Raw genomic sequence first — 23,719 nt, forward strand, 5'->3', positions numbered from 1 at the left:
AACAATGACCAGAGTTGCCCTGACCTACGAGCGTTTGTGCCGCATCGTGCTGATGGTGTTTGTCGTCAACGTTGCGATGCTCGTCCACACGCTCATGGGACTGATCCTGGGAGGATTCTTCCCCTCAATCGCCGCCGCATACGCAACCTTTAGGACGTGGCTTATCGACGAGGATCAGTCGTGGCGCATTCGCCAAACATGGACGGTGTTTCACCGCGCGTGGAAAGACGAACTTACCCAGGCCAATCTCTTTGGTTGGGTGCAACTGCTCATCGGCCTCGCCCTGGCGTGGGACTACTACCTGGTGAATTGGAACGACCTGGGCGGAGTGATCGGCATTGGCGTCTCGGGCCTTCTGCTCTTGCTCAACCTTGTGTTCTGGACCGTGGCAGCGCTGTCATGGTCAGTGCGTGCGAATTTCGATGAACCCCTTACTTGGATTCTTCGCATGTCACTGAACATGACGCTGGCCCGCCCGCTGTGCACCCTGCTTCTTCTTGCCTTCACTGTCATCATCGGCTGGACGTGGAGCCAGTGGCCGGGTGTGTTTATGGTCTTTGGTGCTGCGGTTCCAATTTTCGCCGTCCAGGCAGTGATCTATAGTTTTGGAGGGCTGCCGGGAATGAGCGTCAAGGACCGACCCTCCCCAAACCCCGCCGACGAGGCAGTCGCTGAGCGTGGGGGAGTAGCCGCTTAAGGCCGCCGAGGCCTCGGCAATGAGAGAAGCCGACAACTCTCCTTCCCACTACCTTCTTCCAACCATCTAAAACCCCGTAACCCAGGAGACCCAATGTTTCCCATTCCCTCTGTGAAGGCGCAGATGAACCCCCAGACCACCTTTGTGGGGGAGCGGTGGCGAATCGGCTTCCTGACCGATGCCCTAGTCCGCCTCGAGTGGTCGGATTCTGGAGCCTTTGAGGACGAGGCGACGCAGGTCGTCCTCAACCGCTGTTTCGAGCAGGAAACGCTAAATGTTAGCTACTCCCAGCGAGGCGGAATGCACGTGTGGGAGACCTCTTCCATCCGCCTGGTTTTTGACGGTCAGAGCTTTAGCAAAGAAGGGCTGAGCGCTGTCGTCAAGAACGCGGGAGGAGGGTTCGGGACCACCTGGCACTACGGAGATGAGGCGCACGAAAACCTCAAGGGGACCGCGCGCACTTTGGACGGTGTGAATGGGGCCTGCGAATTGGGTATGGGACTGATCAGTCGTGATGGATGGGCGGTCCTGGATGACTCGAAATCAAATCTCTTGCAGAGCGATGAAGCTGCGTGCAGGGCAGGTTGCGTGACACGTCCGCGTGGCCACTCAGAAATTGACATCTATTTCTTCAGCTACGGGAACCGTTACGCAGAAGCCATTCGCGACTTCTACCGTTTGAGCGGTCCGACTCCGCTTCTACCGCGTTGGGCTTTGGGGAACTGGTGGAGCCGCTACTACCCCTATTCGCAGGATGAATACCTCGCGCTGATGGATCGTTTCAATGCGGAAGGAATTCCATTCACAACCGCTGTGTTGGATATGGATTGGCACATCACCGATGTTGATCCGCGCTTTGGCTCAGGATGGACTGGGTACTCGTGGAATCGCGAGTTAATTCCAGATCCTCAAGCTTTTACGGAAGCGCTACGTGATCGAGGTTTGCGTATTTCCGCGAATGTGCATCCCCGCGATGGAATACGCGCATTCGAAGATGCCTATCCCAAGGCCGCCGAAACAATGGGAATTGACCCGGTCAGTGAAGAACCGGTGGAGTTCGACCTGACAGATCCGAGCTTCATTCGCGCCTATTTCGATATGCATCATGATCTGGAGACTGATGGCGTCGATTTTTGGTGGATCGATTGGCAACAGGGTGGTGTTTCCCGTCAAAAAGGTCTGGACCCGCTGTGGATCCTCAACTACCTGCACTATATGGACATGGTCGCGGCATCCTCAGAAGGTGAGGGGCAGGATCGCGAGCTCCCGCTGATTCTCAGCCGTTACGCGGGCCCAGGTTCGCACCGCTATCCCGTGGGTTTCTCCGGAGACACAGTTGTCAGCTGGGAATCCTTGAAATTCCAGCCCTACTTTACGTCAACGGCCTCGAATATCGGATACGGCTGGTGGAGCCACGACATTGGCGGACACATGCTGGGCGTGCGCGACGAAGAGCTGGAAGCACGTTGGTACCAGCTGGGTGTATTCAGCCCGATTAACCGACTGCACTCGAGTCTGTCGCCTTTCGTGGGTAAGGAACCGTGGAATTTCCAGCAGCCCGTGCGCGATACCATGCGCGATGCACTGATCCTGCGTCACCGCCTCATCCCTTACCTACACACAATGAATTGGCGTGCCGCCACCGAGGGAGCACCACTTGTAACTCCCATGTACTGGGCTCACCCAGATGAAGGGATCGCCTACGACGTGCATGAACAATTCATGTTCGGCACGCAACTGATGGTTGCTCCCGTGGTGACCCCGCGCGATGCGAACACGCGCCAGGCGCGCACGCGCATGTGGTTCCCGCGCGGTCAATGGTTCGATTTCTTTACCGGACGCCGCTACGACGCCGAAATGGATGGTGGGCTGCGCCTGAATGTGTGGCGGCCACTGGAACTTCTTCCTGTTTTTGCCCCCGCAGGCGGGATTGTCCCTCTGCAAGAGCTGGAGCAGAACATTAACGATTGCGGGAATCCCCATGCGCTGGAAATCCTTGTCTTCCCCGGTGCTGATGGTCACTTTACCCTGCGTGAAGATGATGGCCGCTACCCAGGTGTCAATTGCGAGCAGCGCAGCGGCGAAGTGCGAACCGAGATCGTGTACAACGACGCCTGTGGAACACTGACCATTCACCCCGCAAAGGGCTGCACTGATGCACTGCCCTCCCTTCGCTCGTGGACCGTGACCATGCGAGGTATTGAGAAGCCCACGCAGGTGAGTGTCAACGGAGAGCCCGCTGAGTTTATTTACGATCCCGATAGCCTCAGCGCGCGCGTGACAATTCGCGAGGCCGAGCTCAGCCAGGAGCTAGAAGTTTCCTTTGCGGGTGGGCAGCGTCCCGCCTTTGCAGAAAATCCTGTTGAAAGCGATATCTACCCGGCACTGCTTCGCTGCGAGATGGATGCTCTGGCGAAAGACGATGCCTACGCGATGGTGCTTCGTCTAGGGCGTCGGGCACTTCCACAGCTACGCACCTTGGATAGAGGAAAAGAGGCGGGCATATTCCGCTCGGAAATGCCCGCCTCAGTGATCGAAATGATCGAAGAAATTTTACTTCGCAGCTAGCGCTTCTTGCGTGTCATCACGGTGCTGACTCCCGCAGTAATAATGAGGAGCACGCCCATGATTGCCAAGGTCCCAATGGCCACAAGCGCGAGGTTTGCCGCCTTGACAAAAGCCATGGCGATCAGCGCAATAGCGGTGAAGATAATGATGCACGCCCAGAGTAGCTGTCCGATGCGCACGCCCCGATAGGGAGCTTCCTTCACGTCCTCGGCTGACCACACGTGAGCGGGAGGAACAATCGGGGTATTTTGCGGCTCAAATGTGTGTTCCGAGGCCGGGGTAAAGTCGGGCGTCGCCCCTTCCCCCGCGCCTGCCGCGGCACCTGTCCAGGCTGTAGAAGTGTCGGGCGCCTCGGCCTCGGTGCTGATATCGGCCTCGGTGTCAGCCTCGGCAGTAGTTTTTTGGTCCTCAATCGGAGCATCTGCGAAGGAAGGCAGTGGCTTCGTTTCCTCGTCGCCGACCGGCAGGGGAGTGGTCTGCTCAAAGTCGTTTGTACTCATGACAATTCCTTTCAGTGCTGGCCGGCTGCGGGAGATTCAGAGGATGCGCTTGGCGATGGCGACTGGCTCTGGTTGGCTGATGGAGAAGTTCCCGTGGAAGGAGTGGCGCTGGGCGTGGGAGAAGGAATCGCGGAAGGCCAGGGATCCCGGTCGACAGAGCTTCCCGTTTCGTCGATGTCCAGAGTGACAAGCTGGTTTGCATTGAGGTAAACAGTGATCCCCTGGCCTTCCTTCCAGCTGGGAGAGGTCAGAACGGTCGGGCTATTACTGTCAAAGCCCTTCCACTTTTGGTCGCCACTGAGATCAAGATCGAAGGTAATTGGTTGCTTCTGAGCGACGATGCGGATGGACTGACCATCGCGAACTCGGATATTTGCGTAGGGAATCACCTGGGAGTTAACAGTGATGTCCTTGGTGAGGCCATCGGGCGCATGCGAGAGGTCAAGCTCTAGATTGACGACATTAGAGCCGTTGGAACTTCCAATTGTGTCTGAGCGCCAATCAGCATCGGTATCGATGTTTCCCGCCACGGATGTGTAGTGGAGTGGAGCGGCGGTGGAGTACGCCATTCCTCCAAGAAGCGCTGGAATTGCGAAGAACATTCCGAGCACCGACAAGATAGTGAGCATGACCGAGGAACGATCGCGAAGAGCAGCGATTAGGTGTGCAATACCGACAATGAGCAGGCAGGCGGCCGCGCCAGTCAAGGCAATCTGTACGCTTCGATCAACCTGAGCCGGGGTGCTGTATCCATTGCGGTAGAGCAGGAAGAAAGTTCCTGCCAGAGCAAGGAAGACCAGCCCATAGACGCATAAGACAATCGCGCGAGGGACTACTCGAGAGCGGAGCGCAGGCTGCGTGGCAAAGGGCGTAAAACGCTTTCCTGCGCTTTGAGGAATTGTTTGTCCCGAGGCCTGGGGCTGAGAGTCACCGGGGGTGAAGGGAGTCTGGACCGGTGGAGTTTGCATAGGAGGAGTTTGAACAGGGGTTTGCGAGTAAGCCGTCTGCGCCGCTGAAGGCGGTGCAGGAGGGAAAGTGTAGTAGTCCGAGGGTGTCGGGCCCCCCTGTGTGCGCCAATCAGGAGTTGTATCTGGCATGGTTTCTTCTCCTTGTGCAGATGCAGGAGTAAAGGGAGATGATGCCGCCGGGTATGAAGGCTGCGTCGACGGTGTCGCACTCCAGTACTGACCCTGTGTGGGGCCCGTCTGCTTCGGCCTTGCAAGTAGGACCGCAATCACGACAATTGCAACGGGGAAGATCAGAAATAGAGGAATCCACACGAAAGCGTGAAAGAAGCCGAGCGCGATTCCTGAAGTCCCGCCGCCGAAAACCGCTAAGAGGATCGCTCCGATGATCGCAGCATCGAAATTGCCCTTGAGCATTTCGTCAACGTGGATACGGCCATCTTTTGCCTCGGGAAGGAAAACCCAAGCTAAGGCGTAGAGGACGCACACAGCGGGGAAAAAGAGCGCGGCAACAACAATGGCGATCCGCAGGGAGTTCACGTCCCATCCATAGCGCTGTGCCAATCCTTGGCACACGCCTCCGATGACGCGAGGCTCTCCACGGAAGAAGCCGGAGTGACGCAACGAGTTCATGAATCCTTTGTTCATGATTCCACTGTGCCCGTGTTGCTGGCCAAAAGATATGGGGGGATGCCCTGATCGATCCCCGATTCTTTCCCCAGCCTTGCGCTTCCACTCCCGATTCGTGTGAAGATACAGATGTGAGCAATGAGCAGCAAGTGTGGCAGTCGGGTGAACAGAAGCCCCGTGGATATCACTGGAACCCACCGGAGCTTCACGAACCCACACGTGTTCTGCATCGCTCCAGCGCGTATTCAACCGATATGCCTCTGCCCTGGATTGGTGGAGTCTGCGCGGGAATTGCCTCGATGCTCGGTGTGTCTGCCGGAATCATTCGCTTTGCATTCGTGGCGGCACTGCCCGCTTTCGCGGTTCCGCTTTTCGTGTATCTGTGGCTGTGGCTTACTCTTCCCGACGATCCCGGCACTGCCCAAAGCGCCCCCGAACGCCTGCGTGTTCCGCTGGCCTCGGCAGAAGAAATCGTTCGACGCGAACACGACCAACGCAACCTGCGCATGCTTTTGGTCGGATTGGGTTCGGTGGGTCTTGCCCTTGCAATTGCCTACCTGCTTTTTACGGGGATAGCCGGACTGCGTGATATTGCCGCAGCAGTTCTTGTCGTGGGTGGAATCGCGGCAGTGTGGACGCAGAGCACTCGTGCGCACTCATGGAAAAACCCGCTCTTTATCCTCATCACTCTGGCCGGAATGATCCTGGTTGCCAGTGGATTGGTACTGGCCTCATTCCGTGGGCAATCACCGTGGGATATGGCTCGAGGTGCAATCCTGGGTGGCTCCCTGATCCTCTCCTTTGGAGTCGCGATCATTCCCCTTTGGGTGAGAACTTCCCAAGAAAACACGCGAGCGAAAGAACGTGAGAAACGTGAAGCTGAGCGTGCTGACATGGCCGCACACCTGCATGATTCCGTCCTTCAGACACTCACTTTGATTCGAAATAATGCCGATAATCCAAGTTCGGTTCGCGCGCTGGCCCTGGGGCAGGAACGTGAGTTGCGCTCGTGGTTGTACACGGGGCGCGAAGAAGCGGCAGATTCCCTTGCCGAGGCCTTGCGTGAAGCGATTTCGGCGCTGGAGACAACTTTTGGTGTTGAAGTCGGCGTTGTGACGGTTTCCGATATACGCCCAGGTCCCGGTGAGCTGGCGATGGTCGCCGCTGCTTCCGAGGCCGTTTCCAACGCAATTCGACATGCTCGTCCGCCCGTGAGCGTCTACATGGAGGTCGGGCCGAAGTGTTCGGAGATCTTTGTTAAAGACTGCGGAGATGGCTTCGATATCTCCGCGATTCCCGAGGATCGTCATGGCGTGCGCAATTCGATTTTCGGCCGCATGGAACGAGCGGGCGGAACTGCTCAAATCCGCCATCTCGCCAGTGGAACCGAGGTTCATCTCTCCGTGCCTGTAGATACACTTGAGTGACGATGCCCGCTGAAGGAGACAATTCCATGACAATTCGGATTCTGGTCATTGATGATCACGCCCTGGTACGTGCGGGCGTGCGCGCTGAGCTTGAATCCAGCGGCGCCGATTTTGACATCGTCGGCGAGGCCAGTGATGTTGAAGGCGCTATTGCAGCCTGTCACGCGCTCACGCCCGATGTCGCTCTCCTGGACGTTCATCTTCCGGGAGGAAACGGCGGCGGCGGGGCTGAAGTTGCGGCCTCGTGCGCTGATGTTGAAGGGCTCCGTTTCCTTGCGCTCTCGGTGTCAGATTCCCCAGAAGACGTTGTTTCGGTTATTCGTGCGGGCGCTCGCGGATACGTCACCAAGTCGATCTCGACCCCTGAGCTCGTCGAGGCCATCCAACGCGTTGCCGCAGGAGATGCTGCCTTTTCGCCGCGTCTGGCCGGTTTTGTTTTGGATGCGTTTGGAGGAGCGAGTGCTCCCATTGCCGTTCACGACGATGAATTGGATTTGCTGTCAGCCAGGGAGCAGGAAGTCATGCGTTTAATTGCGCGTGGATACCCCTACAAAGAGGTTGCCTCCGAGCTCTTTATTTCGATTAAAACCGTGGAAACACACGTGTCTGCCGTGCTGCGCAAGCTTCAGCTGTCGAATCGAAATGAGCTTACTCACTGGGCGATGCAAAGGCACATTATTTAGTCTTTCAGATGCCTTGCGGTGAAGTTCACCCGTGTGCTGGGCGCTTCATGGACGGAGTTGCGGGGTAGGGGCGATACCATGAATAGTCCTTGCACCACGATGCCTTGGGAGTGGCGATCATGCACGCAATCGGTTTCGACCGCGATCAGTATCTAGCCCTTCAATCTGAACACATTGCGCAACGTCGCCAGCAGTTCGGTGGGACCCTCTACCTGGAGTTTGGCGGCAAGCTTGTTGACGACATGCACGCCTCTCGCGTTCTTCCCGGATTCACCCCGGATAACAAGATTGTCATGCTCGCCGAGCTTGCTGACGAGGCCGAAATCGTCGTCGCCGTCAACGCCCAAGATTTCCAGCGCCGCAAGATGCGTGAAGACCTGGGAATCACCTACGAAGATGACGTCTTCCGTCACATTGACATGTTCCGTGAATACGGGCTGTACGTGGGCAATGTTGTCATCACCCGCTGGAGTGATTCCAATGACCAAGCGCATGCCTTTAAGCGCAAGCTCGAAGCCCGCGGTATCAAGGTCGCGCGTCACTATCCCATCGAGGGCTACCCCAATAACATCGATCTGATCGTTTCTGACGAAGGCCTGGGACGCAACGAATATGTCCACACGACTCGTCCGCTGGTTATTGTTACCGCTCCCGGACCCGGATCAGGCAAGCTTGCAACCTGCCTGTCCCAGCTCTACCACGATCACAAGCGTGGAATGACCTCGGGATACGCAAAGTTTGAGACCTTCCCGATCTGGAATCTTCCTCTGGATCACCCCGTAAATGTCGCCTACGAGGCGGCCACCGTGGACCTGGATGACGTCAACATGATTGACCACTTCCACTTGAAGGCTCATGGCGAAACGACGGTCAACTACAACCGCGATATCGAGGCCTTCCCCGTCCTTCGTCGCCTGCTTGAGAAGATCATGGGGACCTCTCCCTACCAGTCGCCCACCGATATGGGCGTCAACATGGCGGGCTTTTGCATCAGCAATGACGAGGTCTGCCGCGAGGCCTCGAAGCAAGAAATTATTCGCCGCTGGTACAAGGCCCTGGCCTTGGAAGCACGCGAGGACCTTCCGCCCGTGCAGTCTGAGCGTGCGGCCCGCCTGATGACCGCAATGAATCTGAGCAGTGCGGATCGCCCGGTTGTCGCTCCCGCGCTTGAACGCGCGCGTGAAACCGGATATCCCGCAGCCGCAATGGAATTGGCTGACGGGCGCATTGTCACTGGAAAGACCTCGGACTTGCTGGGGCCCTGCTCTGCAATGCTTCTCAATGCAATGAAGCTTCTTGCGGGTATTGACGATGATGAAAAGCTACTTGCCCCCGAACAGATTGAGCCCATCCAAAAGCTCAAGACTGAGCACCTAGGCAGTCGCAATCCTCGCCTGCACACCGATGAGGTGCTGATCGCTTTGGCTGGCTCTGCGCGCTCCAACGAACGCGCAGCTGCGGCCTTGAACCAACTGTCGAAACTGGCTGGATGCGACGTGCACTCTTCAGTTCTGCTGGGCAGTGTTGATGAAGGTATTCTTCGTCAGCTTGGCATGAATGTCACCGCCGAACCCGTTCACGCAACCAAGGGCGTCTACCACAAGCACTGAAAATGGATCAGGATCACTCACTTCCCAATCTCGGCTCTTTCCTCGACTTCGGTTCCGATCAGGCGGAGGACCTTCCCCTCTACGACCCAAGCTCCTCGAGTGACGCAATGGTCAGGGGAGCGGGCTCTTCTGTTGCTCCTTTGGACCAGGGAAGGGCTCAATGGGGACAGGTAAGCGGCCAAGGTAGTTGGGCGCAGCACAGTGACCCTGAGAGCCTTCTCAAGGGCTTGAATGACCAGCAACGCGCAGCGGTCGAGCATCGGGGCGTGCCTTTGCTCATCATGGCAGGTGCGGGCTCTGGGAAGACGCGTGTTCTGACGCATCGGATTGCGTACCTTCTGGCAACCGCTCAAGCCCGTGCGGGTGAGATTTTGGCGATTACATTCACCAATAAAGCAGCAGCTGAGATGCGTGAGCGTGTCGAGGCGCTGGTTGGTGGGGGAGCTGCGCGCAGGATGTGGGTGTCGACCTTCCACTCGGCGTGTGTGCGATTGCTTCGTGCGGAATACCGTGCGGCCGGTTTGCGATCGACTTTCAGTATCTATGATTCGCAGGACTCGCAGCGCCTGATCCAGATGGTGCTGAAAGCAGCGGATGTGGATATTAAACGATTCACGCCCAAGCTGGTTGCCGCGCGCATTTCGGACCTCAAGAATGAGCTCATCACTTGGCAGGAATACCGAGATACCGCGCCGAATGACCCAATTTCGCGAGTTGTTGCCTCGGCTTACGAAGAATATGAGAAGCGTCTTGCCCAGTCCAATGCTTTGGACTTTGATGACCTGATTTCGCGCACGGTACGCCTGCTCAAAGACAACCCGGCGATCGCCGAGCACTACCATCGTCGCTTCCGCCATATCTTGGTCGATGAGTATCAAGACACGAACCATGCACAGTATGTGCTGGTCCGCGAATTGGTAGGCACCGGGGATGATGGAGTGGAACCGGGGCAGCTGACGGTTGTCGGCGACTCCGACCAGTCAATCTATGCTTTCCGCGGTGCAACGATTCGCAACATCGAAGAATTTGAGCGAGATTTTCCGGGTGCACGGACCATTTTGCTGGAACAGAACTACCGTTCCACCCAAAATATTTTGTCCGCCGCCAACGCTGTCATTGCTCGAAATGAAGGCCGCCGCGCAAAGAACCTGTGGACGGCATCGGGAGACGGCGCGCTGATCACTGTCGATGCAGCGGATTCGGATCGCGATGAAGCACGTTTCATCGTTTCAGAGATGGAAAAGCTGTCGGCAGACGGGACACGCTGGGCAGATATTGCCGTCTTCTATAGGACGAACTCGCAATCGCGAGCAATCGAAGAACTCTTGGTTCGCCAAGGCATTCCCTACCGAGTTGTTGGGGGTACTCGCTTCTACGAACGCGCGGAAATTAAAGATGCTTTGGCCTACCTTCAGGTGATTTCAAACCCCGACGACACGGTTGCGTTGCGGCGGATCATCAATACTCCTCGCCGCGGAATCGGTGCCAAGGCTGAGGCCGACCTCATTGCCCACAGCGATCGCTATGGGATTTCAATGGGCGCGGCCGCCCGGGATTGCTGGATTTCTCAGGGCCGAGGCCTCGGAGAAGCAGAAGGAACCGGCCTGACTTTGGCGGAACTTCCCAAGGAAGAAACTGAGGACACGCGTGGGGGTGTGGCCGGGCTGAGTCCGCGCGCGGCCTCAGCGATCGGTGATTTTTGGGGACTGATCGAGGCCATGCGGCGCGCGGAACAGGCCGGTGCAAGCGCAGCGGAAATTCTCGAAGAAGTCCTTGACCGCACGGGATATCTTGCGACTCTGCGTCGCTCCCAAGACCCGCAGGATGCCTCGCGAGTGGAAAACCTTGCCGAATTGCATGCGGTTGCCTTGGACTATGTACAGACCAGTGGCGAGGTTGGTTTGGCAGGTTTCCTTGAGCGCGTTGCCCTGGTTGCTGACTCGGATCAACTTCCCGAGGAAGATAGTGGAAGTGGGCAGGTCACCCTCATGACGGTTCACACCGCGAAGGGTCTTGAATTCCCGGTCGTCTTCGTGACCGGTATGGAGGACGGCACTTTCCCGCACCAACGCTCGCTGGGTGACCCTGAAGAATTGGCAGAAGAACGCCGTTTGGCCTACGTTGCGATCACGCGAGCTCGTAAGCAGCTCTACCTCACTCGTGCCGCCGTGCGAAGCGCGTGGGGAGCACCTCAGGAAATGCCTCCTTCACGATTCTTGGATGATATTCCCGTCGAGCTCTTGGATATTCGCCGATCGTCGACCTCGATGGAACGCCTGCGCGGTGGATACGGCGGCGGTTCCGGATACGGTTCGGGTGGCTATGGCACTTACTCAGGTTCCGGTTATAGCTCCTCCTACGGGGGCAGGTCTGGGAGCTATGGCTCAGACTACGCAGATTACGGATACTCGCGCCGTGATGAGGATGGCGGTCCCGTCTTTGGTGGGCGCAGTGGTGGATCCAGTAGTGACGGCGGCCCGCTTGCCGGTCGAGGACTGGGCGGGAAACGCGGCGCGCCAGCAGCGCGAACTGCAGTTTCGCGGCCAACGGGTACAAGCGCACCAAAAAACACGCTGAACCCAGAGGAGGTGCGCGTGGGGGATCGTGTCCGCCACGCAACTCTGGGTGAAGGCACGGTCATCGGCCTCGAAGGAGCGGGGGAGCGCACCATTGCGCAAGTCGCCTTCGCGTCCGCTGAAAAACGCCTGTTGCTGCGGATGGCCCCCATGGAAAAGATCTAGTCGCGGTAGGCTTAAGGAAGTTGCGCGCCACAGTTCACGTGGTAACCGCGCAAGGCAGCGCCTTCGGGCACAAAGTGAAGGGACACAATGGATCTCTACGAATACCAAGCACGGGAGTTGTTCGCTGCTCACGGCGTCCCCGTACTTGCGGGAATCGTTGCACGCACCCCAGATGAGGCCTATGAGGCAGCGCAGAAGCTGCTGGCCGACAACGACCTTCTGGTGGTCAAGGCCCAAGTCAAGATCGGCGGCCGCGGCAAGGCCGGTGGCGTAAAGCTGGCTCGCAGCGCAGAAGAAGCGCGCGAAAAGGCCGAAGCAATCTTGGGCATGGATATCAAGGGTCACACCGTCCAGTCGGTCCTCATCGCTGCGGGCGCGGATATTGCTGAAGAGTTCTACTTCTCGATCCTGCTGGATCGCTCCGAGCGTCGTGAGCTTGCATTGTGCTCGGCGCAGGGCGGTATGGATATTGAGACCCTGGCACGTGAGCATCCCGAGGCTTTGGCCCGCGTTGGCCTGGACCCCAAGGTTGGCATTGATGAAGACGTTGCCGCTCAAATTCTGGGTGAGGCCGGTTTCAATCGTTCGCACGTCGAGAAGCTTGCCCCCGTTTTGGTGAAGCTCTGGGATACCTACCGAGGCGAAGACGCCACCTTGGTTGAAGTCAACCCCTTGGTCCTGACTGAGCAGGGCGATGTTTTGGCACTGGACGGCAAGGTGTCACTTGACAACAACGCCGCTTTCCGCCACCCCGAGCACGCTGCATACGCTGACGTGGCCGCGCAGGATCCGCGCGAGGCCATGGCGAAGGAAGCCGGACTGAACTACGTGCGCTTGGAAGGCCAAGTAGGCGTGATCGGTAACGGCGCCGGCCTGGTCATGTCCACCCTGGACGTCGTTGCCTTGGCCGGTGAAGAGTGGGGCGTCAAGCCCGCAAACTTCCTGGACATCGGTGGCGGTGCCTCGGCAGAAGTGATGGCCAAGGGCCTGGACGTCATCCTTGGCGATGATCAGGTTCGCTCCGTCTTCGTCAATGTTTTTGGCGGAATTACCGCATGCGATCAAGTCGCTCGCGGAATCGTTGGTGCATTGGAAGCTTTGGGAGATGCAGCCTCCAAGCCCCTGGTTGTCCGCTTGGACGGCAACAAGGTCGAGGAAGGCCGCGCAATCTTGGCTGCTGCCGCACATCCCCTGGTTCACATGGAAGAAACAATGGACGGCGCAGCACGCCGCGCCGCCGAACTGGCCGCGAACGCCTGAGACGGGACGGGACTGAAAACTCATGAGCATTTTTATTGATTCCACTTCGCGTGTCATTGTTCAGGGAATGACCGGCTCTGAAGGCCAAAAGCACACCACGCGTATGCTGGCAGCCGGTACCAATATCGTCGGCGGTGTGAACCCCCGCAAGGCCGGTACCACCGTGACCTTCCACGTCGAGCCCTACGGTCCGGGCGCTGAAAACCGCGCCGCCGGTGACGTTGAGGTTCCCGTGTTTGGAAGCGTTGCGCAGGCCCGTGAGGAAACCGGTGCAAATGTTTCAGTTGTCTTCGTGCCCCCGGCATACGCCAAGGACGCGGCGATCGAAGCAATCGATGCGGGAATTGAAACTCTGGTCGTTATCACCGAAGGTATCCCCGTTCAGGATTCGACCGCTTTCGTTGACTACGCGCTTGAGCGTGGCGTGCGCCTGATTGGCCCGAACTGCCCCGGAATCATCAGCCCCGGACAATCCAACGTCGGCATTACCCCCGCAGATATCACTGGTCCCGGCCGCCTTGGCTTGGTCTCCAAGTCGGGCACCTTGACCTACCAGCTCATGTACGAGCTGCGTGACCTGGGCTTCACCACCTGCATTGGTATTGGCGGTGACCCGGTTGTCGGAACCACTCACATCGATGCTCTGGAAGCTTTCGAAAACGACCCCGATACGGACCTTGTTGTCATGATCGGTGAGATCGGTGGCGACGCCGAAGAACGCGCCGCAGCGTGGATCTCCGAGCACATGACCAAGCCGGTCGTCGCCTACATTGCAGGATTTACTGCCCCCGAAGGCAAGACCATGGGCCACGCGGGCGCAATCGTGTCGGGAAGTTCTGGCACGGCCTCGGCAAAGGCGAAGGCGCTGGAAGCGGTTGGTGTGAAGGTTGGTCGCACCCCTTCGCAAACTGCGATTTTGGCACGTGAGGCGCTGGCTGCTCGATGAGTGAGGATCCCACCGCGCGTACGACGGTCACAACAGTTTCCGCCCGCCCGACCATCCGCGTTGCCCTTCCGCAGGGTTGGGCGCGCTCGATGCTGTCCGGGATCGAGGCGGCTCTGCTGGGCTGGGCACTGGTCGTTGTCCCGACCCTGATCGCCTACGCTGCGGTGTCCTCTAACCAGTGGATGGTGTCCACCACCTGGGAGGACGCCTTCCACTTTGCCTCTGACCTGTGGGGCGCTTCCCTTGGAGCGCGAGTGGTCTCTGGTGATGTCTCCTATCGCGCAGTGCCTTTGCTGTTTGTGCTGCTCTTGATTGGTTTGACCAAGCTGCTCCTTCTGCAGGGACGACGTTTTTCTCCCGCTTCGCAATGGATGGCAATCCCCGGTTTCACCGTGACCGCGCTGCTTTTGGCCGGTGGAATTGGTACGAACGTGAGCGTGTGGGGCGCGCTTCCCCTGGCTATTTTGATCCCCTTGATTGCGGCCGCCTGGGAGGTCGCGCTTGCGCCAAAGAACCTTGAGCTCCGCTTTGAACTACCGAGGTGGGTCAGCGTTGGAGTACGCGCGGGCTGGCGTGCATCGTGGGCTCTGGCGGTTTATGGCGGACTTTTCCTGTTGCTTTCGGTGATCGTCTCCTGGTCGCAGATCCGTGGAATTCACGAGCTTTTACTGCCGACTTCCATGGTTGATTCGATCATGATCGTCCTTGCGCAGCTGTTGTTCATTCCCAACGCGATTGTGTGGGCACTGTCCTGGCTTTCCGGTCCCGGTTTTTACCTTGGTAGCGATGCCTTGCATTCGCCGACTTCTGCTCCCGTTGGACCGATCCCGGCAATTCCGCTTTTCGGTGCGACCCCCGCAAGCGCCCCCGGCAACTGGGTGATCCTTGCGCTGATCGTGTTCGGCGTAGCGCTTGGCGTGTACCTGCGTCTGCGTAAGGGCAGTGAATCACTTCTTGATGATCTGTACCAGGGCGGAATCGCAGCTGTGGTGATTGCAGCCGTTTACTTGGTGACTTCCTTGGGTTCGGCCGTGGTTTTGGGAAATGGCCGCTTGGCTTTCCTTGGACCCCGCATGTCCCTTTCTGCGCTGTGTCTTTTTGCCGAGGTGGCGCTTGGGATCCTGCTGACCGTGGCGCTTTCACACCCGGTGAGCGTGGCATGGGCGCGTGAGCTTGTAGGTGTCGGGAAAGCGCGTGTCCATGAGCATCACCATCACGAGGCCCCAGCCGGGGGAGTAGCGCCTGCGGAACTTGTGTCTGAGACGCCCAGCGAGGACGAAGTCGCTGAGAACGCCGCTGACGAAACTCAGCCAGCGGAGGAGCCCGCTGAAGACGCTGAGGCGGCTCAGGCCTCGGAAGAAGAGGACGCAACCAGCAACTAAACCAACCCGGGTGTGGGGGAGCGCTCGCTGCTTGGCCTCGTCGAAGATGGTGTGGAGCAGGTAGCATGGTGGGGTGACTTCAGCTGATCTTCATCCCGTCCTTGTTGTCGATTTTGGCGCGCAGTACGCTCAGCTCATTGCTCGTCGCGTGCGCGAAGCCAGCGTCTATTCGGAAATCGTCCCGCACACCATGCCGGGCGCCGAAATGCTTGCGAAAGAACCCGCAGCAATCATTCTTTCCGGTGGCCCTTCATCCGTGTATGAAGAGGGCGCTCCTTCCATTGATCCCGCGATTTTCGCCGCGGGCGTGCCGGTCCTGGGAATCTGCTACGGCTTCCAGACCATGGCCCACGCGTTGGGAGGAACCGTAGGACGCACGGGAACCCGCGAATACGGACACACCGAGGCTTCTGTCTCCGGTGATTCCTGTCTGTTCGACGGCACCCCCGACGATCAGGTCGTGTGGATGAGCCACGGTGACGCCGTTCAGGGCGCGCCCGAAGGCTTCACCGTCACCGCATCGACCGCAGAAACCCCGGTTGCAGCTTTCGAATGCAGCGAGCGTCGCCTCTACGGCCTGCAGTGGCACCCCGAGGTGGGCCACTCGCAGTTCGGCCAGGATGCTCTGAAGAACTTCCTCTACAAGGGCGCGGGAATTGAACCCACGTGGACGCCGGGCTCGATTGTTGACGAGCAGGTCGCGAAGATCCGCGAGCAGATCGGTGACGCGCAAGTGATTTGTGCGCTCTCCGGTGGCGTGGATTCCTCCGTGGCCGCCGCGCTTGTTCACAAGGCTGTCGGTGACCAGCTCACCTGCTTCTTCATCGACCACGGCCTGCTGCGTGCGGGCGAGCGCGAGCAGGTCGAAAACGACTACGCACGCGGCATGGGTATCCGCGTCATCACCTGCGATGAGTCCGAGCGCTTCTTGTCCGCTCTGGCCGGAGTCACTGACCCCGAGACCAAGCGCAAGATCATTGGTCGCGAATTCATTCGCTCTTTCGAGGCCGCCCAGAAGCAGGTCATCGAAGAGGTTGGCGCTGCCGGTGGCGAGGTGAAGTTCCTGGTTCAGGGCACCCTGTACCCCGACGTCGTCGAGTCTGGTGGCGGCGAGGGTGCTGCGAATATCAAGAGCCACCACAACGTGGGTGGTCTGCCCGAGGACATGACCTTCGAGCTGGTCGAGCCCCTGCGTACCCTGTTCAAGGACGAGGTTCGTGCGGTTGGCCGCGAGCTTGGCTTGCCCGATTACCTGGTGAACCGCCAGCCCTTCCCGGGTCCCGGCCTGGGTATTCGTATCGTCGGCGAGGTCACGCGTGAGCGCCTGGATATCTTGCGCGCCGCGGACCTGATTGCCCGCGAGGAACTGACCGCTGCTGGCCTAGATCAAGAGATCTGGCAGTGCCCGGTTGTGCTGCTGGCTGACGTTCGCTCCGTGGGTGTTCAGGGTGATGGCCGCACCTACGGCCACCCAATCGTGCTGCGTCCCGTGTCCTCTGAGGACGCGATGACTGCCGACTGGACGCGCCTGCCTTACGACGTTTTGGCTCGTATCTCCACGCGTATTACGAACTCCGTTGCTGAGGTCAACCGCGTGGTTCTGGACGTGACGTCCAAGCCGCCTGCAACCATTGAGTGGGAGTGAGCCGAGGAGAGAATTCTCAAGCCACCTGAAACTGTTCCCTGAGTGCCACGGCACGTCATGAGCGGTCAGCCGGCGCCAAGCCACCTGCAACAAACGGGAATAACAATCCCGAAACAGCCCCCGAAACCGTTTGGAATCGAGGGCTGTTTACGCTGGTGAAAGGCCAAATTTGATTCGTGGTCACTCTGTGGAGTGGCGGGTGTTGGCGCGATTTGGCGCCGCCTAGAGGTTTCCGCTCGCCGCGGAGGTCCGCCAAGCCACCCGCAACAATTCCCGAGCGCGAAAACGCCGATTTCCACCTGATTCGAATCAAACACGAATCATGGCGCTCCCAGAGGAACTGAAATCGCAAAACTGCAGGTAAAGCTGGGGGAATAACAAACCGATAATTCACGCTGAAATGAACCGGAACGAAGCCTCCGCGGGCATGAAAAAGCGGCCCGAAGGCCGCTTTTCTGATTCGCAATTATTCCCCGAGTGGCTTGCTCAGACGCCGAATCCGGCCTTCCAGGCGTCGAGCTCCGCCGGGTTGATTTCCCCGGCTTTCTCCGAATCAAGAACGTCCTTCCACGCCTTAATCGCGGCGGCAAGTTTTGGCGACTTCTCCGCTGCGGCATCGAGGCCCAGCACCATCGTTCCGTCGACTTCCATCGGGACGAGCCCAAGCTCCTCGTTGAGCCTGAACAGCAGCTCCAGGGCCTGCCTGCTCGATTCTAAGGGCACTTCCCGCAGTGTCTCAGGCGAGATTGCCAGGGCAGCAGCAATGGCCTGAATCTGAGGCTCTCCCGGAGTCCTATTGCACAGCTCGTAGTTGCGGATGGCGGAGTCGGTCTGCCCGCACGCGGCTGCGAGCTGCTTCTGCGTCATCTTGCGCATCTTCCTGTACTTCTTTATGAGCTCCCCGGTCTTCAACTTGCCCTCCATATCCGCCTCGGCACGGGCCATCTTGAACCATATGGAATCCATAGCATGAAAATGAACGATATGTATCGACCGTTCAGAAGTGAACTGCTACTACTACGCAATTGTAGAACCTTTCAGAAACGAACGCTAGGAGGAAGCATGGCAAAGCAGGAACCGCGCCCGGGGCGGCTTCCCCGAACAGTCAAGAGAGAAGTGATTCGCATGACGCAAGCGACGATGGAGATGCACGCCGAGACGCTGGGGCTCTAGCCGCTGTTCACGATCAAAGATCTGGCCGCCTATCTGCAGGTGAGCACCACGATGGTGTACCGGCTCACCAAGGACGGCGCCCTCGCCGGCACGCGCATCGGGCAGAGCCTCCGTTTCATGCGCAAGAATGTCGAGGACCTGTTGGGCCTCTGCGCCTTCAATGAGGACCAATGACGGCGACGACGAACGCCCCGGGTAGCGTGCCTGGGGCCGTTGGCGTGTGAAGTAGGAGGGAGGCACTCGCTTGAACGGCTTTTCCGCCTGCCTTCCGCGGTTTCGCGCCCTGGTCCCACGGCAAGGTGCAAGTACCCTGCACCCATCCGCCGTTTCGGGAATGACACGGGTTTCCGAAACGGTTTCCTCGGAGCTGCCGACGTGCATTACTGTGACCGGAACACTTATTTGGGGCTGCGCAGCGTCATCAGTAGCAAAACTCACAGCATGGTGAATTTATTGCTAGTATATGAGACATATTTGGGTACGGATCGCTCCGACGTTGCATAGACGGAGGTATTCGGATGGCTAGGTATCAATTACAGCCTAACGAGGGGGTTGTGCTCCAAGAGACGGGCATCTGCTACGAGCCCAATAAGCTCTCCACCGCTTACACGGACGAACTAATTCTGACCAACCTCAATCTGATTCACGTCCGCAGGGGCGTCTTCATGGGGACGAAGGGCGTTCGTTACATTCCCCTGAATCAGGTCAAGGTGATTGGCGGCAAGTGCCAAGCGCTTGTGGGGAAAGCGCGGAACGGACACGCTATCCTGCAGATTTACACGCAGCAGGGTATCGAGGAATTTGCGTTTCAGACCAAAGCAAAGAAGAACGCCGGCATTTGGGCGAACGAGATCAGCCGCTTGGTAACCGGCAGGGATTCTGCGAATGCACTCGAAAGTCAGGATGCACCCGAATATGACTTCGAGGATACGGTCGTTGGCCAGCTTAGGGACGCTTTTGGCGAAGTCGGTGCTGCCTTCGGTTTCGGATTCGGCAAATCGGGCCAACAGCAGAAAAGCTCTGTCGAGCGTGTTTCGACAAAGTGCTCCGGTTGCCACGCCCCGATTACGGGCGTAAAGGGCAAGACCGCTGTATGCAAGTATTGCGACACCGAGCAAGTGCTCTAAGAAGGTGAGATTGACATGGGACTTATAAAAGCAGCGACTGATTCACTAGGTGGAACCCTTGCCGACCAATGGCTTGACCTGATAACCGCTGGCTATTTCGACGAGCACACCGTTGTCGCTCCGGGCGTTCTGAAGTCCACCAACAACGGACGCGGAAGCAATCTCCTCGGCTCGCAAGGCGTGATCTCAAACGGTTCCAAGATTTTCGTACCAGAAAACACCGCGGCGTATATCTTCAGCCAGGGAGGCATCGAGACCGTAGTGTCCGAGCCCGGTCCATACGAATACCAAGACGGCGAATCCAGTATCTTCAGGGGCGGCAACTCGGATTCGCTCTTCCGGCAGCTGGGCGACCGATTCTCCCATGGCGGAATCAGCTCATCCGAAAAGCGCATAGCGTTTGTGAATCTTCGTGAGATTCGTGACATCAAATTCGGCACCAGAGGCCCGCAGGTCTACAACGACCATTACTACGAATGCGACCTTGAGATATACGCCTATGGCGGATTCTCCGTTAAGGTCGTCGACGCCGATAAGTTCATTCGCAACTTCGTACCGGCGAACATCAGCAGCTACACATTCGACGACCCCAAAGCTCGTGGCCAGATGGTTTCCGAATTTCTGCAGTCGTTCATCGTTGCGCTAAATGGCATGTCGAGCACATATCGAATCTCCCAGCTGCCGGCACAGGCGGTCGAGATTGCGAAGCGCATCTCTGAGGACACGTACAACGCGGGTTCATGGCCAGAGCGCTTCGGCATGCAGATCACGAAGGTTGCAATCGAGAATATCGAGCTATCCGACCATTCTCGTCAGCTCGTCAACCAGTTCTCTTCCAACCGAATGAACGTGAGGGCTTACGAGGATACCTCCGAGCGAGCTGGCAACATGGCCGCCCAGCAGAAAATTGCGCAAGGTATCCAGGACAATGGTCTTGGCGAAGGCGGTGGCATGCTATTCGGCATGAACATGGTGCAAGCCATCGGTCCCCAGGGGCAGCCCGCGAAATCCTCCGCTCACGAGATGTCTACGGAGGAGAAGATTGAGATGTTGAAGAAGCTGAAGGAACTTGTTGATATGGGCATCCTGACCCAAGATGAGTTCGACCTTAAGAAGAAGGAGCTCCTCGGTCTGTAGCGCTCGAGTCAAGAGGAACCTGTACTCCGGAGCCGTTACGAACATGTAGCGGCTCCGTATTATGTGAGTGTTTCGAATTAATCTGCGCCGTCCAGTCACGGGGACTGCTGACATGCATTTGGTGGCTCTTCAGAGTTGAGTGTGGGTGGAGGCATCTAGACCTCCTGCGATGAGGAGCATTCGGGGCTCTTCATAATTGGGGGTGTAGTTGGGGTCTGAATCCTCCTGTTTCGAGGAGTGCTCGGGTGATGTAGTTGGTGAGGTTTCGGAATCCGAGTGCGGAGCCGCGTGGGTGTTCGAAGCGGCCGTTGATGGCTTCGGTGGGACCGCCTGTGGTGTGGGGGTGGTCGATGTAGGCCAGGATTGGCCTGGTCTGGTTTTGTGGCTCTTCAGAGTTGAGTGTGGGTGACCGGGTGTTGGTCGGGGGTTGCGGGGGTGGCATCGTCGACCTTGCGTAGGTGCATGTAAAGCTTGTAGGACGAGGCCGGGGCAGCGATGGGGAACAGCTGCATGGGAATGTGGAGCCTCGTCCTCTTCGGGTTACTAAGGCCCTGGTTGCGGGCGCGAAGCCCGGCGGTGATGCCGTAGCACGACGAGATGAGGAGGCATAGGTAAGCCAGGCCCACCTGCATGTAGATCAAGCGCATTATCTTGAAGAAATCATGAAGGGAAATGAATAAGTAGGCCAGGCATATGTGTACTTAAGCAGGGGGAAGTTGAACGGGACCAGAACGATTTTGAGCAGCAGGCTCCGCAATGCCAGCACACGCGGGCTCTCGTCACGGCACAACTAGAAGAGGGAGATGAGATTTGCCGATGCGGCAACCGCAAACAAGGCGAGCCGCATGTTCCAGGTCAATTCGAATCCAATGCGGTAGCACTGGTCGCTATGCGCGGCTATGACGAGGAGGACGGGAGCTGCGACGCGGATAATCTTGGACACGTGGCGGCTACTTTCTATCGTCGTCTCGCTTGTCCCGTGAATACATCATCGCGGCCGTGGGTGGGGTGTTGGATGTTTAGGAGTCCGAGGCGAGCTTCTGTGCCCTATGTAGGACTATGTAGAGCCAGATGCTGGAGATGAGATCGGCAAACGGCAAGCAGTGCATCGAGATGTACCTGTGTTGTGAGGAGGGGCTGAGGAGGCCCTCCGTGTGGGCGCGATGCGCCGCGGCTATACCGTACTGCGAACTCGTCAGCAGGAGTGCGTACATGCCGCATATGAGTGTGAATAGGTAGGCGAGGGCTAGCACGAGATATGAGGGGGCCAAGAAGCCTGCAGCAAGGAATGCTGTGAAGGGGAGGAAGCCGATGTTGAGGGGGAGGATACAGAGCTTGAGGAGTAGTCCCTGCAGTGCGAGCGAGCGTGCGCTGGTGTCGCGCTGAAGCCATAGGATGCTCGCGAGGTTCAGTAGGCCGGCGGCCAGGACTGCGATGATCCAGACGGCGTCGTTGGTGTCGGCGATGCTGTGCGGGAAGATGAGCTGGGCGCCGCCGCCGATGTATGCCGCGAGAATCAAAAGGATGGGTGCGGTGACACGCGCGATGGTGGACATGTGTACCCCTCACTCTGTTTGAAAGTTTGCAATAGTCGTGACTATGTTACCCACTCTCCCTGGGGGCCGTGAGTGAGGGGAGGGGGTTGCAGCACCTCCCGTGGAGTGGGGTTCGTGGTAGTAAACCGGCAACCCCGAATCAAGGAGGATGACACGTGGATCTGCTCGAATACATGCGCCCGAAAACGCATGATCCAAGCGGAGTGGGAGCGTGCCTTCAGATTTTGTGTGCGGTGATCGCGAACTGAAGGGGCAGGCGTTCAGGGTGCTCACGAAGATGCCACCCGCCAGTGGAATCTTGTTCCATAAGTTCGGGCCACGGGCACCATGCAGCACGCGGAGCCTCTTCAAGCTCATCGATCACCAAGCCCGCGTTGATAAGGGCCGTGACGATCTGGCCGAGGGAATGATTCCACTGGTGGTTCGTTGTGTGAGTAATCCGCGGCGCACCCGGGGAATCCACGTAGCTTGAATCGTCATCCCACGTCATCGGAGCGTCCTGCTCGAAGTAGGGCTGCTCAATCTTCAAACCATCGGAAATATCCTCCCCAATTGTCATGAACATCGGGTGGTCATCGCGGATGAAGAAAGTACCGCCCGATTTGAGGAGAGAAGCAACGACCCGCGCCCACTGGGCGATATCGGGCAGCCAGCACAGAACACCGATCGAGGTGTAAACCAAGTCGAAATCTCCGGACACTGCTTCGCGAGCGTCGTACACGTTCGTGTGAACGAACTCGACGTTAGCGCCCGCGCGCTGGGCGATGCTGCGCGCGTAGGCAAGTGAGGCCTCGGAAAGATCAAGGCCAATGACGCGCGAGGCCCCGCGGCGAGCAAACCCGATCGTGTCGGTTCCGACATGGCATTGCAGGTGGATGACCTCTTTGTCAGTGAGATCGCCGAATCTTTCGATATCTTGGGCCAGTTCGGCGCTAATGGCTGTTGGGTCCTCGAGAAGGCGCTGGTAGTCGCAGTAGTTGCCAGCCATGTGCAGCTCGGCGCGGTCGTCCCAGTTGCGTTCGTTATCGGAAAACCATTGCGCTCGTCTGCTTGTTTCAGTCATTTCGTCATTGTACGTCGGTGGGATTTTGGGGCGGGGCGGCTGCCGAGGCCTCGGCGCTGGCTATACGTGCCATGGTCGCCCTGCGTAGCTGCAGGTACAGGACAGCAGTGGAGATGAGGTCCGCGACGGCGAAGAAGTGTAGTGCTATGTGGATCGTCGCGAAGGAACCGGGGAGTAGCCCGCGTTTTGCCGCGCGAATCGAGGCCGCGAAACCGTAGGAGGACGTCGCGAGCATCAGGAGGTAGGACATTGCGAGCAAGGGAACCACGACGAAAGGCGCTGCAAGAAAAAGCCCGGGGATGACAAACATGATCGTCGCGATGCCTGTCGCGTAGAGGAATATCAGTGTGTAGAAGGGGATCATGCTGAGTTTGAGGACCAGATCCCAAAACGTAAGTCTGCGTGGGCTGCCTTCTGCACGATCGAAGCATGCACAGAGGATATTTGCGATCCCTGCAATCAGAAGGAGAGTGCCCCAGGTCGGCCAGTCTGTTCCCCAGCCGAAGACGTCATAAAAGGGCCCGCCACTGTAGACCGCTGCGATGAAAAGGAGCGGCATGGCGGTGCGCACGACTTTGTACACGGCGAGCCTTCTTTCTGGTGAAAACT

The 23,719-nt window shown here is 58.2% G+C and carries 20 protein-coding genes and 1 pseudogene; 13 read left to right on the forward strand and 8 right to left on the reverse strand.

Features of this window, described 5'->3' with window-relative positions:
- The first annotated feature begins 4 nt into the window (after positions 1-4).
- A complete protein-coding gene (locus ADG72_RS05495; protein ID WP_048713126.1) occupies positions 5-697 on the forward strand; it encodes a YesL family protein in 693 nt (230 codons plus the stop codon).
- A 93-nt stretch (positions 698-790) separates the two neighbouring features.
- Positions 791-3,265: a TIM-barrel domain-containing protein gene (locus ADG72_RS05500; RefSeq protein WP_048713129.1), complete on the forward strand. Its 2,475-nt coding sequence runs from the start codon at positions 791-793 to the stop codon at positions 3,263-3,265.
- Here the strand turns inward: ADG72_RS05500 and ADG72_RS05505 are convergent.
- Positions 3,262-3,765, reverse strand: coding sequence for a hypothetical protein (locus ADG72_RS05505; RefSeq protein WP_048713130.1), 504 nt, complete (start codon positions 3,763-3,765; stop codon positions 3,262-3,264). The genes ADG72_RS05500 and ADG72_RS05505 overlap by 4 nt on opposite strands.
- Before the next feature lie 11 nt (positions 3,766-3,776).
- Positions 3,777-5,378, reverse strand: coding sequence for a PspC domain-containing protein (locus ADG72_RS05510; RefSeq protein WP_048713132.1), 1,602 nt, complete (start codon positions 5,376-5,378; stop codon positions 3,777-3,779).
- Between the two features lie 113 nt (positions 5,379-5,491).
- On the opposite strand from ADG72_RS05510, the gene ADG72_RS05515 reads away from it, so the two are divergent.
- The 8 genes from ADG72_RS05515 to guaA all read left to right on the forward strand — a co-directional run bounded on the left by ADG72_RS05515 (position 5,492) and on the right by guaA (position 17,054).
- Positions 5,492-6,787, forward strand: coding sequence for an ATP-binding protein (locus ADG72_RS05515; protein ID WP_239667676.1), 1,296 nt, complete (start codon positions 5,492-5,494; stop codon positions 6,785-6,787).
- A gap of 26 nt (positions 6,788-6,813) precedes the next feature.
- The gene (locus ADG72_RS05520) at positions 6,814-7,470 is read left to right on the forward strand and encodes a LuxR C-terminal-related transcriptional regulator (protein WP_048713448.1); all 657 of its coding nucleotides are present in this window, start codon (positions 6,814-6,816) and stop codon (positions 7,468-7,470) included.
- 119 nt (positions 7,471-7,589) lie between these two features.
- A complete protein-coding gene (locus ADG72_RS05525) occupies positions 7,590-9,080 on the forward strand; it encodes a DUF1846 domain-containing protein (protein WP_034234186.1) in 1,491 nt (496 codons plus the stop codon).
- A 2-nt stretch (positions 9,081-9,082) separates the two neighbouring features.
- Positions 9,083-11,821, forward strand: coding sequence for an ATP-dependent helicase (locus tag ADG72_RS05530; protein ID WP_048713134.1), 2,739 nt, complete (start codon positions 9,083-9,085; stop codon positions 11,819-11,821).
- Positions 11,822-11,908: 87 nt separating this feature from the next.
- Positions 11,909-13,081, forward strand: a complete 1,173-nt coding sequence (sucC, locus tag ADG72_RS05535) for an ADP-forming succinate--CoA ligase subunit beta (protein ID WP_048713137.1) — start codon at positions 11,909-11,911, stop codon at positions 13,079-13,081.
- A gap of 22 nt (positions 13,082-13,103) precedes the next feature.
- Positions 13,104-14,027: a succinate--CoA ligase subunit alpha gene (sucD, locus tag ADG72_RS05540; RefSeq protein ID WP_048713139.1), complete on the forward strand. Its 924-nt coding sequence runs from the start codon at positions 13,104-13,106 to the stop codon at positions 14,025-14,027.
- The gene (locus ADG72_RS05545; protein WP_048713141.1) at positions 14,024-15,409 is read left to right on the forward strand and encodes a DUF6350 family protein; all 1,386 of its coding nucleotides are present in this window, start codon (positions 14,024-14,026) and stop codon (positions 15,407-15,409) included. Before sucD ends, ADG72_RS05545 begins: the two co-directional genes overlap by 4 nt.
- A gap of 73 nt (positions 15,410-15,482) precedes the next feature.
- On the forward strand, positions 15,483-17,054 hold the full coding sequence (guaA, locus tag ADG72_RS05550) for a glutamine-hydrolyzing GMP synthase (RefSeq protein ID WP_048713143.1): 1,572 nt from the start codon (positions 15,483-15,485) through the stop codon (positions 17,052-17,054).
- 486 nt (positions 17,055-17,540) lie between these two features.
- Here guaA and ADG72_RS05555 read toward each other — a convergent pair whose 3' ends face one another.
- The gene (locus tag ADG72_RS05555) at positions 17,541-18,020 is read right to left on the reverse strand and encodes a helix-turn-helix domain-containing protein (protein ID WP_199774008.1); all 480 of its coding nucleotides are present in this window, start codon (positions 18,018-18,020) and stop codon (positions 17,541-17,543) included.
- A 219-nt stretch (positions 18,021-18,239) separates the two neighbouring features.
- On the opposite strand from ADG72_RS05555, the gene ADG72_RS08755 reads away from it, so the two are divergent.
- The 3 genes from ADG72_RS08755 to ADG72_RS05565 all read left to right on the forward strand — a co-directional run bounded on the left by ADG72_RS08755 (position 18,240) and on the right by ADG72_RS05565 (position 20,491).
- Positions 18,240-18,401: a helix-turn-helix domain-containing protein gene (locus tag ADG72_RS08755; RefSeq protein WP_275043134.1), complete on the forward strand. Its 162-nt coding sequence runs from the start codon at positions 18,240-18,242 to the stop codon at positions 18,399-18,401.
- 380 nt (positions 18,402-18,781) lie between these two features.
- The gene (locus tag ADG72_RS05560) at positions 18,782-19,354 is read left to right on the forward strand and encodes a hypothetical protein (protein ID WP_148331402.1); all 573 of its coding nucleotides are present in this window, start codon (positions 18,782-18,784) and stop codon (positions 19,352-19,354) included.
- 15 nt (positions 19,355-19,369) lie between these two features.
- A complete protein-coding gene (locus ADG72_RS05565) occupies positions 19,370-20,491 on the forward strand; it encodes an SPFH domain-containing protein (protein ID WP_048713146.1) in 1,122 nt (373 codons plus the stop codon).
- A gap of 190 nt (positions 20,492-20,681) precedes the next feature.
- Here the strand turns inward: ADG72_RS05565 and ADG72_RS08555 are convergent.
- From ADG72_RS08555 to ADG72_RS05585, 5 genes and pseudogenes are all read right to left on the reverse strand, one after another.
- Positions 20,682-20,861, reverse strand: a pseudogene (locus ADG72_RS08555) (transposase); the annotation flags it as partial.
- A gap of 19 nt (positions 20,862-20,880) precedes the next feature.
- Entirely contained in the window at positions 20,881-21,132 is a 252-nt protein-coding gene (locus ADG72_RS08675; protein ID WP_192831729.1) for a hypothetical protein, read from the reverse strand.
- A gap of 378 nt (positions 21,133-21,510) precedes the next feature.
- The gene (locus ADG72_RS05575) at positions 21,511-22,047 is read right to left on the reverse strand and encodes a hypothetical protein (protein WP_019127309.1); all 537 of its coding nucleotides are present in this window, start codon (positions 22,045-22,047) and stop codon (positions 21,511-21,513) included.
- A 217-nt stretch (positions 22,048-22,264) separates the two neighbouring features.
- Positions 22,265-23,110 (reverse strand): class I SAM-dependent methyltransferase, encoded by an 846-nt coding sequence (locus tag ADG72_RS05580; RefSeq protein ID WP_048713148.1) that lies wholly within the window; start codon positions 23,108-23,110, stop codon positions 22,265-22,267.
- A gap of 4 nt (positions 23,111-23,114) precedes the next feature.
- Entirely contained in the window at positions 23,115-23,693 is a 579-nt protein-coding gene (locus ADG72_RS05585; RefSeq protein ID WP_048713151.1) for a hypothetical protein, read from the reverse strand.
- Between the last annotated feature and the right edge of the window lie 26 nt (positions 23,694-23,719).

Origin of the sequence: Trueperella pyogenes (assembly GCF_001070855.1) — a bacterium.
Taxonomy (GTDB): Bacteria; Actinomycetota; Actinomycetes; order Actinomycetales; family Actinomycetaceae; genus Pauljensenia; species Pauljensenia pyogenes_A.

Coding starts and splice junctions, on each gene's coding strand:
- ADG72_RS05495 (WP_048713126.1), top strand. CDS start 5: ATGACCAGAGTTGCCCTGACCTACGAGCGTTTGTGCCGCATCGTGCTG.
- ADG72_RS05500 (WP_048713129.1), top strand. CDS start 791: ATGTTTCCCATTCCCTCTGTGAAGGCGCAGATGAACCCCCAGACCACC.
- ADG72_RS05505 (WP_048713130.1), bottom strand. CDS start 3,765: ATGAGTACAAACGACTTTGAGCAGACCACTCCCCTGCCGGTCGGCGAC.
- ADG72_RS05510 (WP_048713132.1), bottom strand. CDS start 5,378: ATGAACAAAGGATTCATGAACTCGTTGCGTCACTCCGGCTTCTTCCGT.
- ADG72_RS05520 (WP_048713448.1), top strand. CDS start 6,814: ATGACAATTCGGATTCTGGTCATTGATGATCACGCCCTGGTACGTGCG.
- ADG72_RS05525 (WP_034234186.1), top strand. CDS start 7,590: ATGCACGCAATCGGTTTCGACCGCGATCAGTATCTAGCCCTTCAATCT.
- ADG72_RS05530 (WP_048713134.1), top strand. CDS start 9,083: ATGGATCAGGATCACTCACTTCCCAATCTCGGCTCTTTCCTCGACTTC.
- sucC (WP_048713137.1), top strand. CDS start 11,909: ATGGATCTCTACGAATACCAAGCACGGGAGTTGTTCGCTGCTCACGGC.
- sucD (WP_048713139.1), top strand. CDS start 13,104: ATGAGCATTTTTATTGATTCCACTTCGCGTGTCATTGTTCAGGGAATG.
- ADG72_RS05545 (WP_048713141.1), top strand. CDS start 14,024: ATGAGTGAGGATCCCACCGCGCGTACGACGGTCACAACAGTTTCCGCC.
- ADG72_RS05555 (WP_199774008.1), bottom strand. CDS start 18,020: ATGGATTCCATATGGTTCAAGATGGCCCGTGCCGAGGCGGATATGGAG.
- ADG72_RS05565 (WP_048713146.1), top strand. CDS start 19,370: ATGGGACTTATAAAAGCAGCGACTGATTCACTAGGTGGAACCCTTGCC.
- ADG72_RS05575 (WP_019127309.1), bottom strand. CDS start 22,047: ATGTCCACCATCGCGCGTGTCACCGCACCCATCCTTTTGATTCTCGCG.
- ADG72_RS05580 (WP_048713148.1), bottom strand. CDS start 23,110: ATGACTGAAACAAGCAGACGAGCGCAATGGTTTTCCGATAACGAACGC.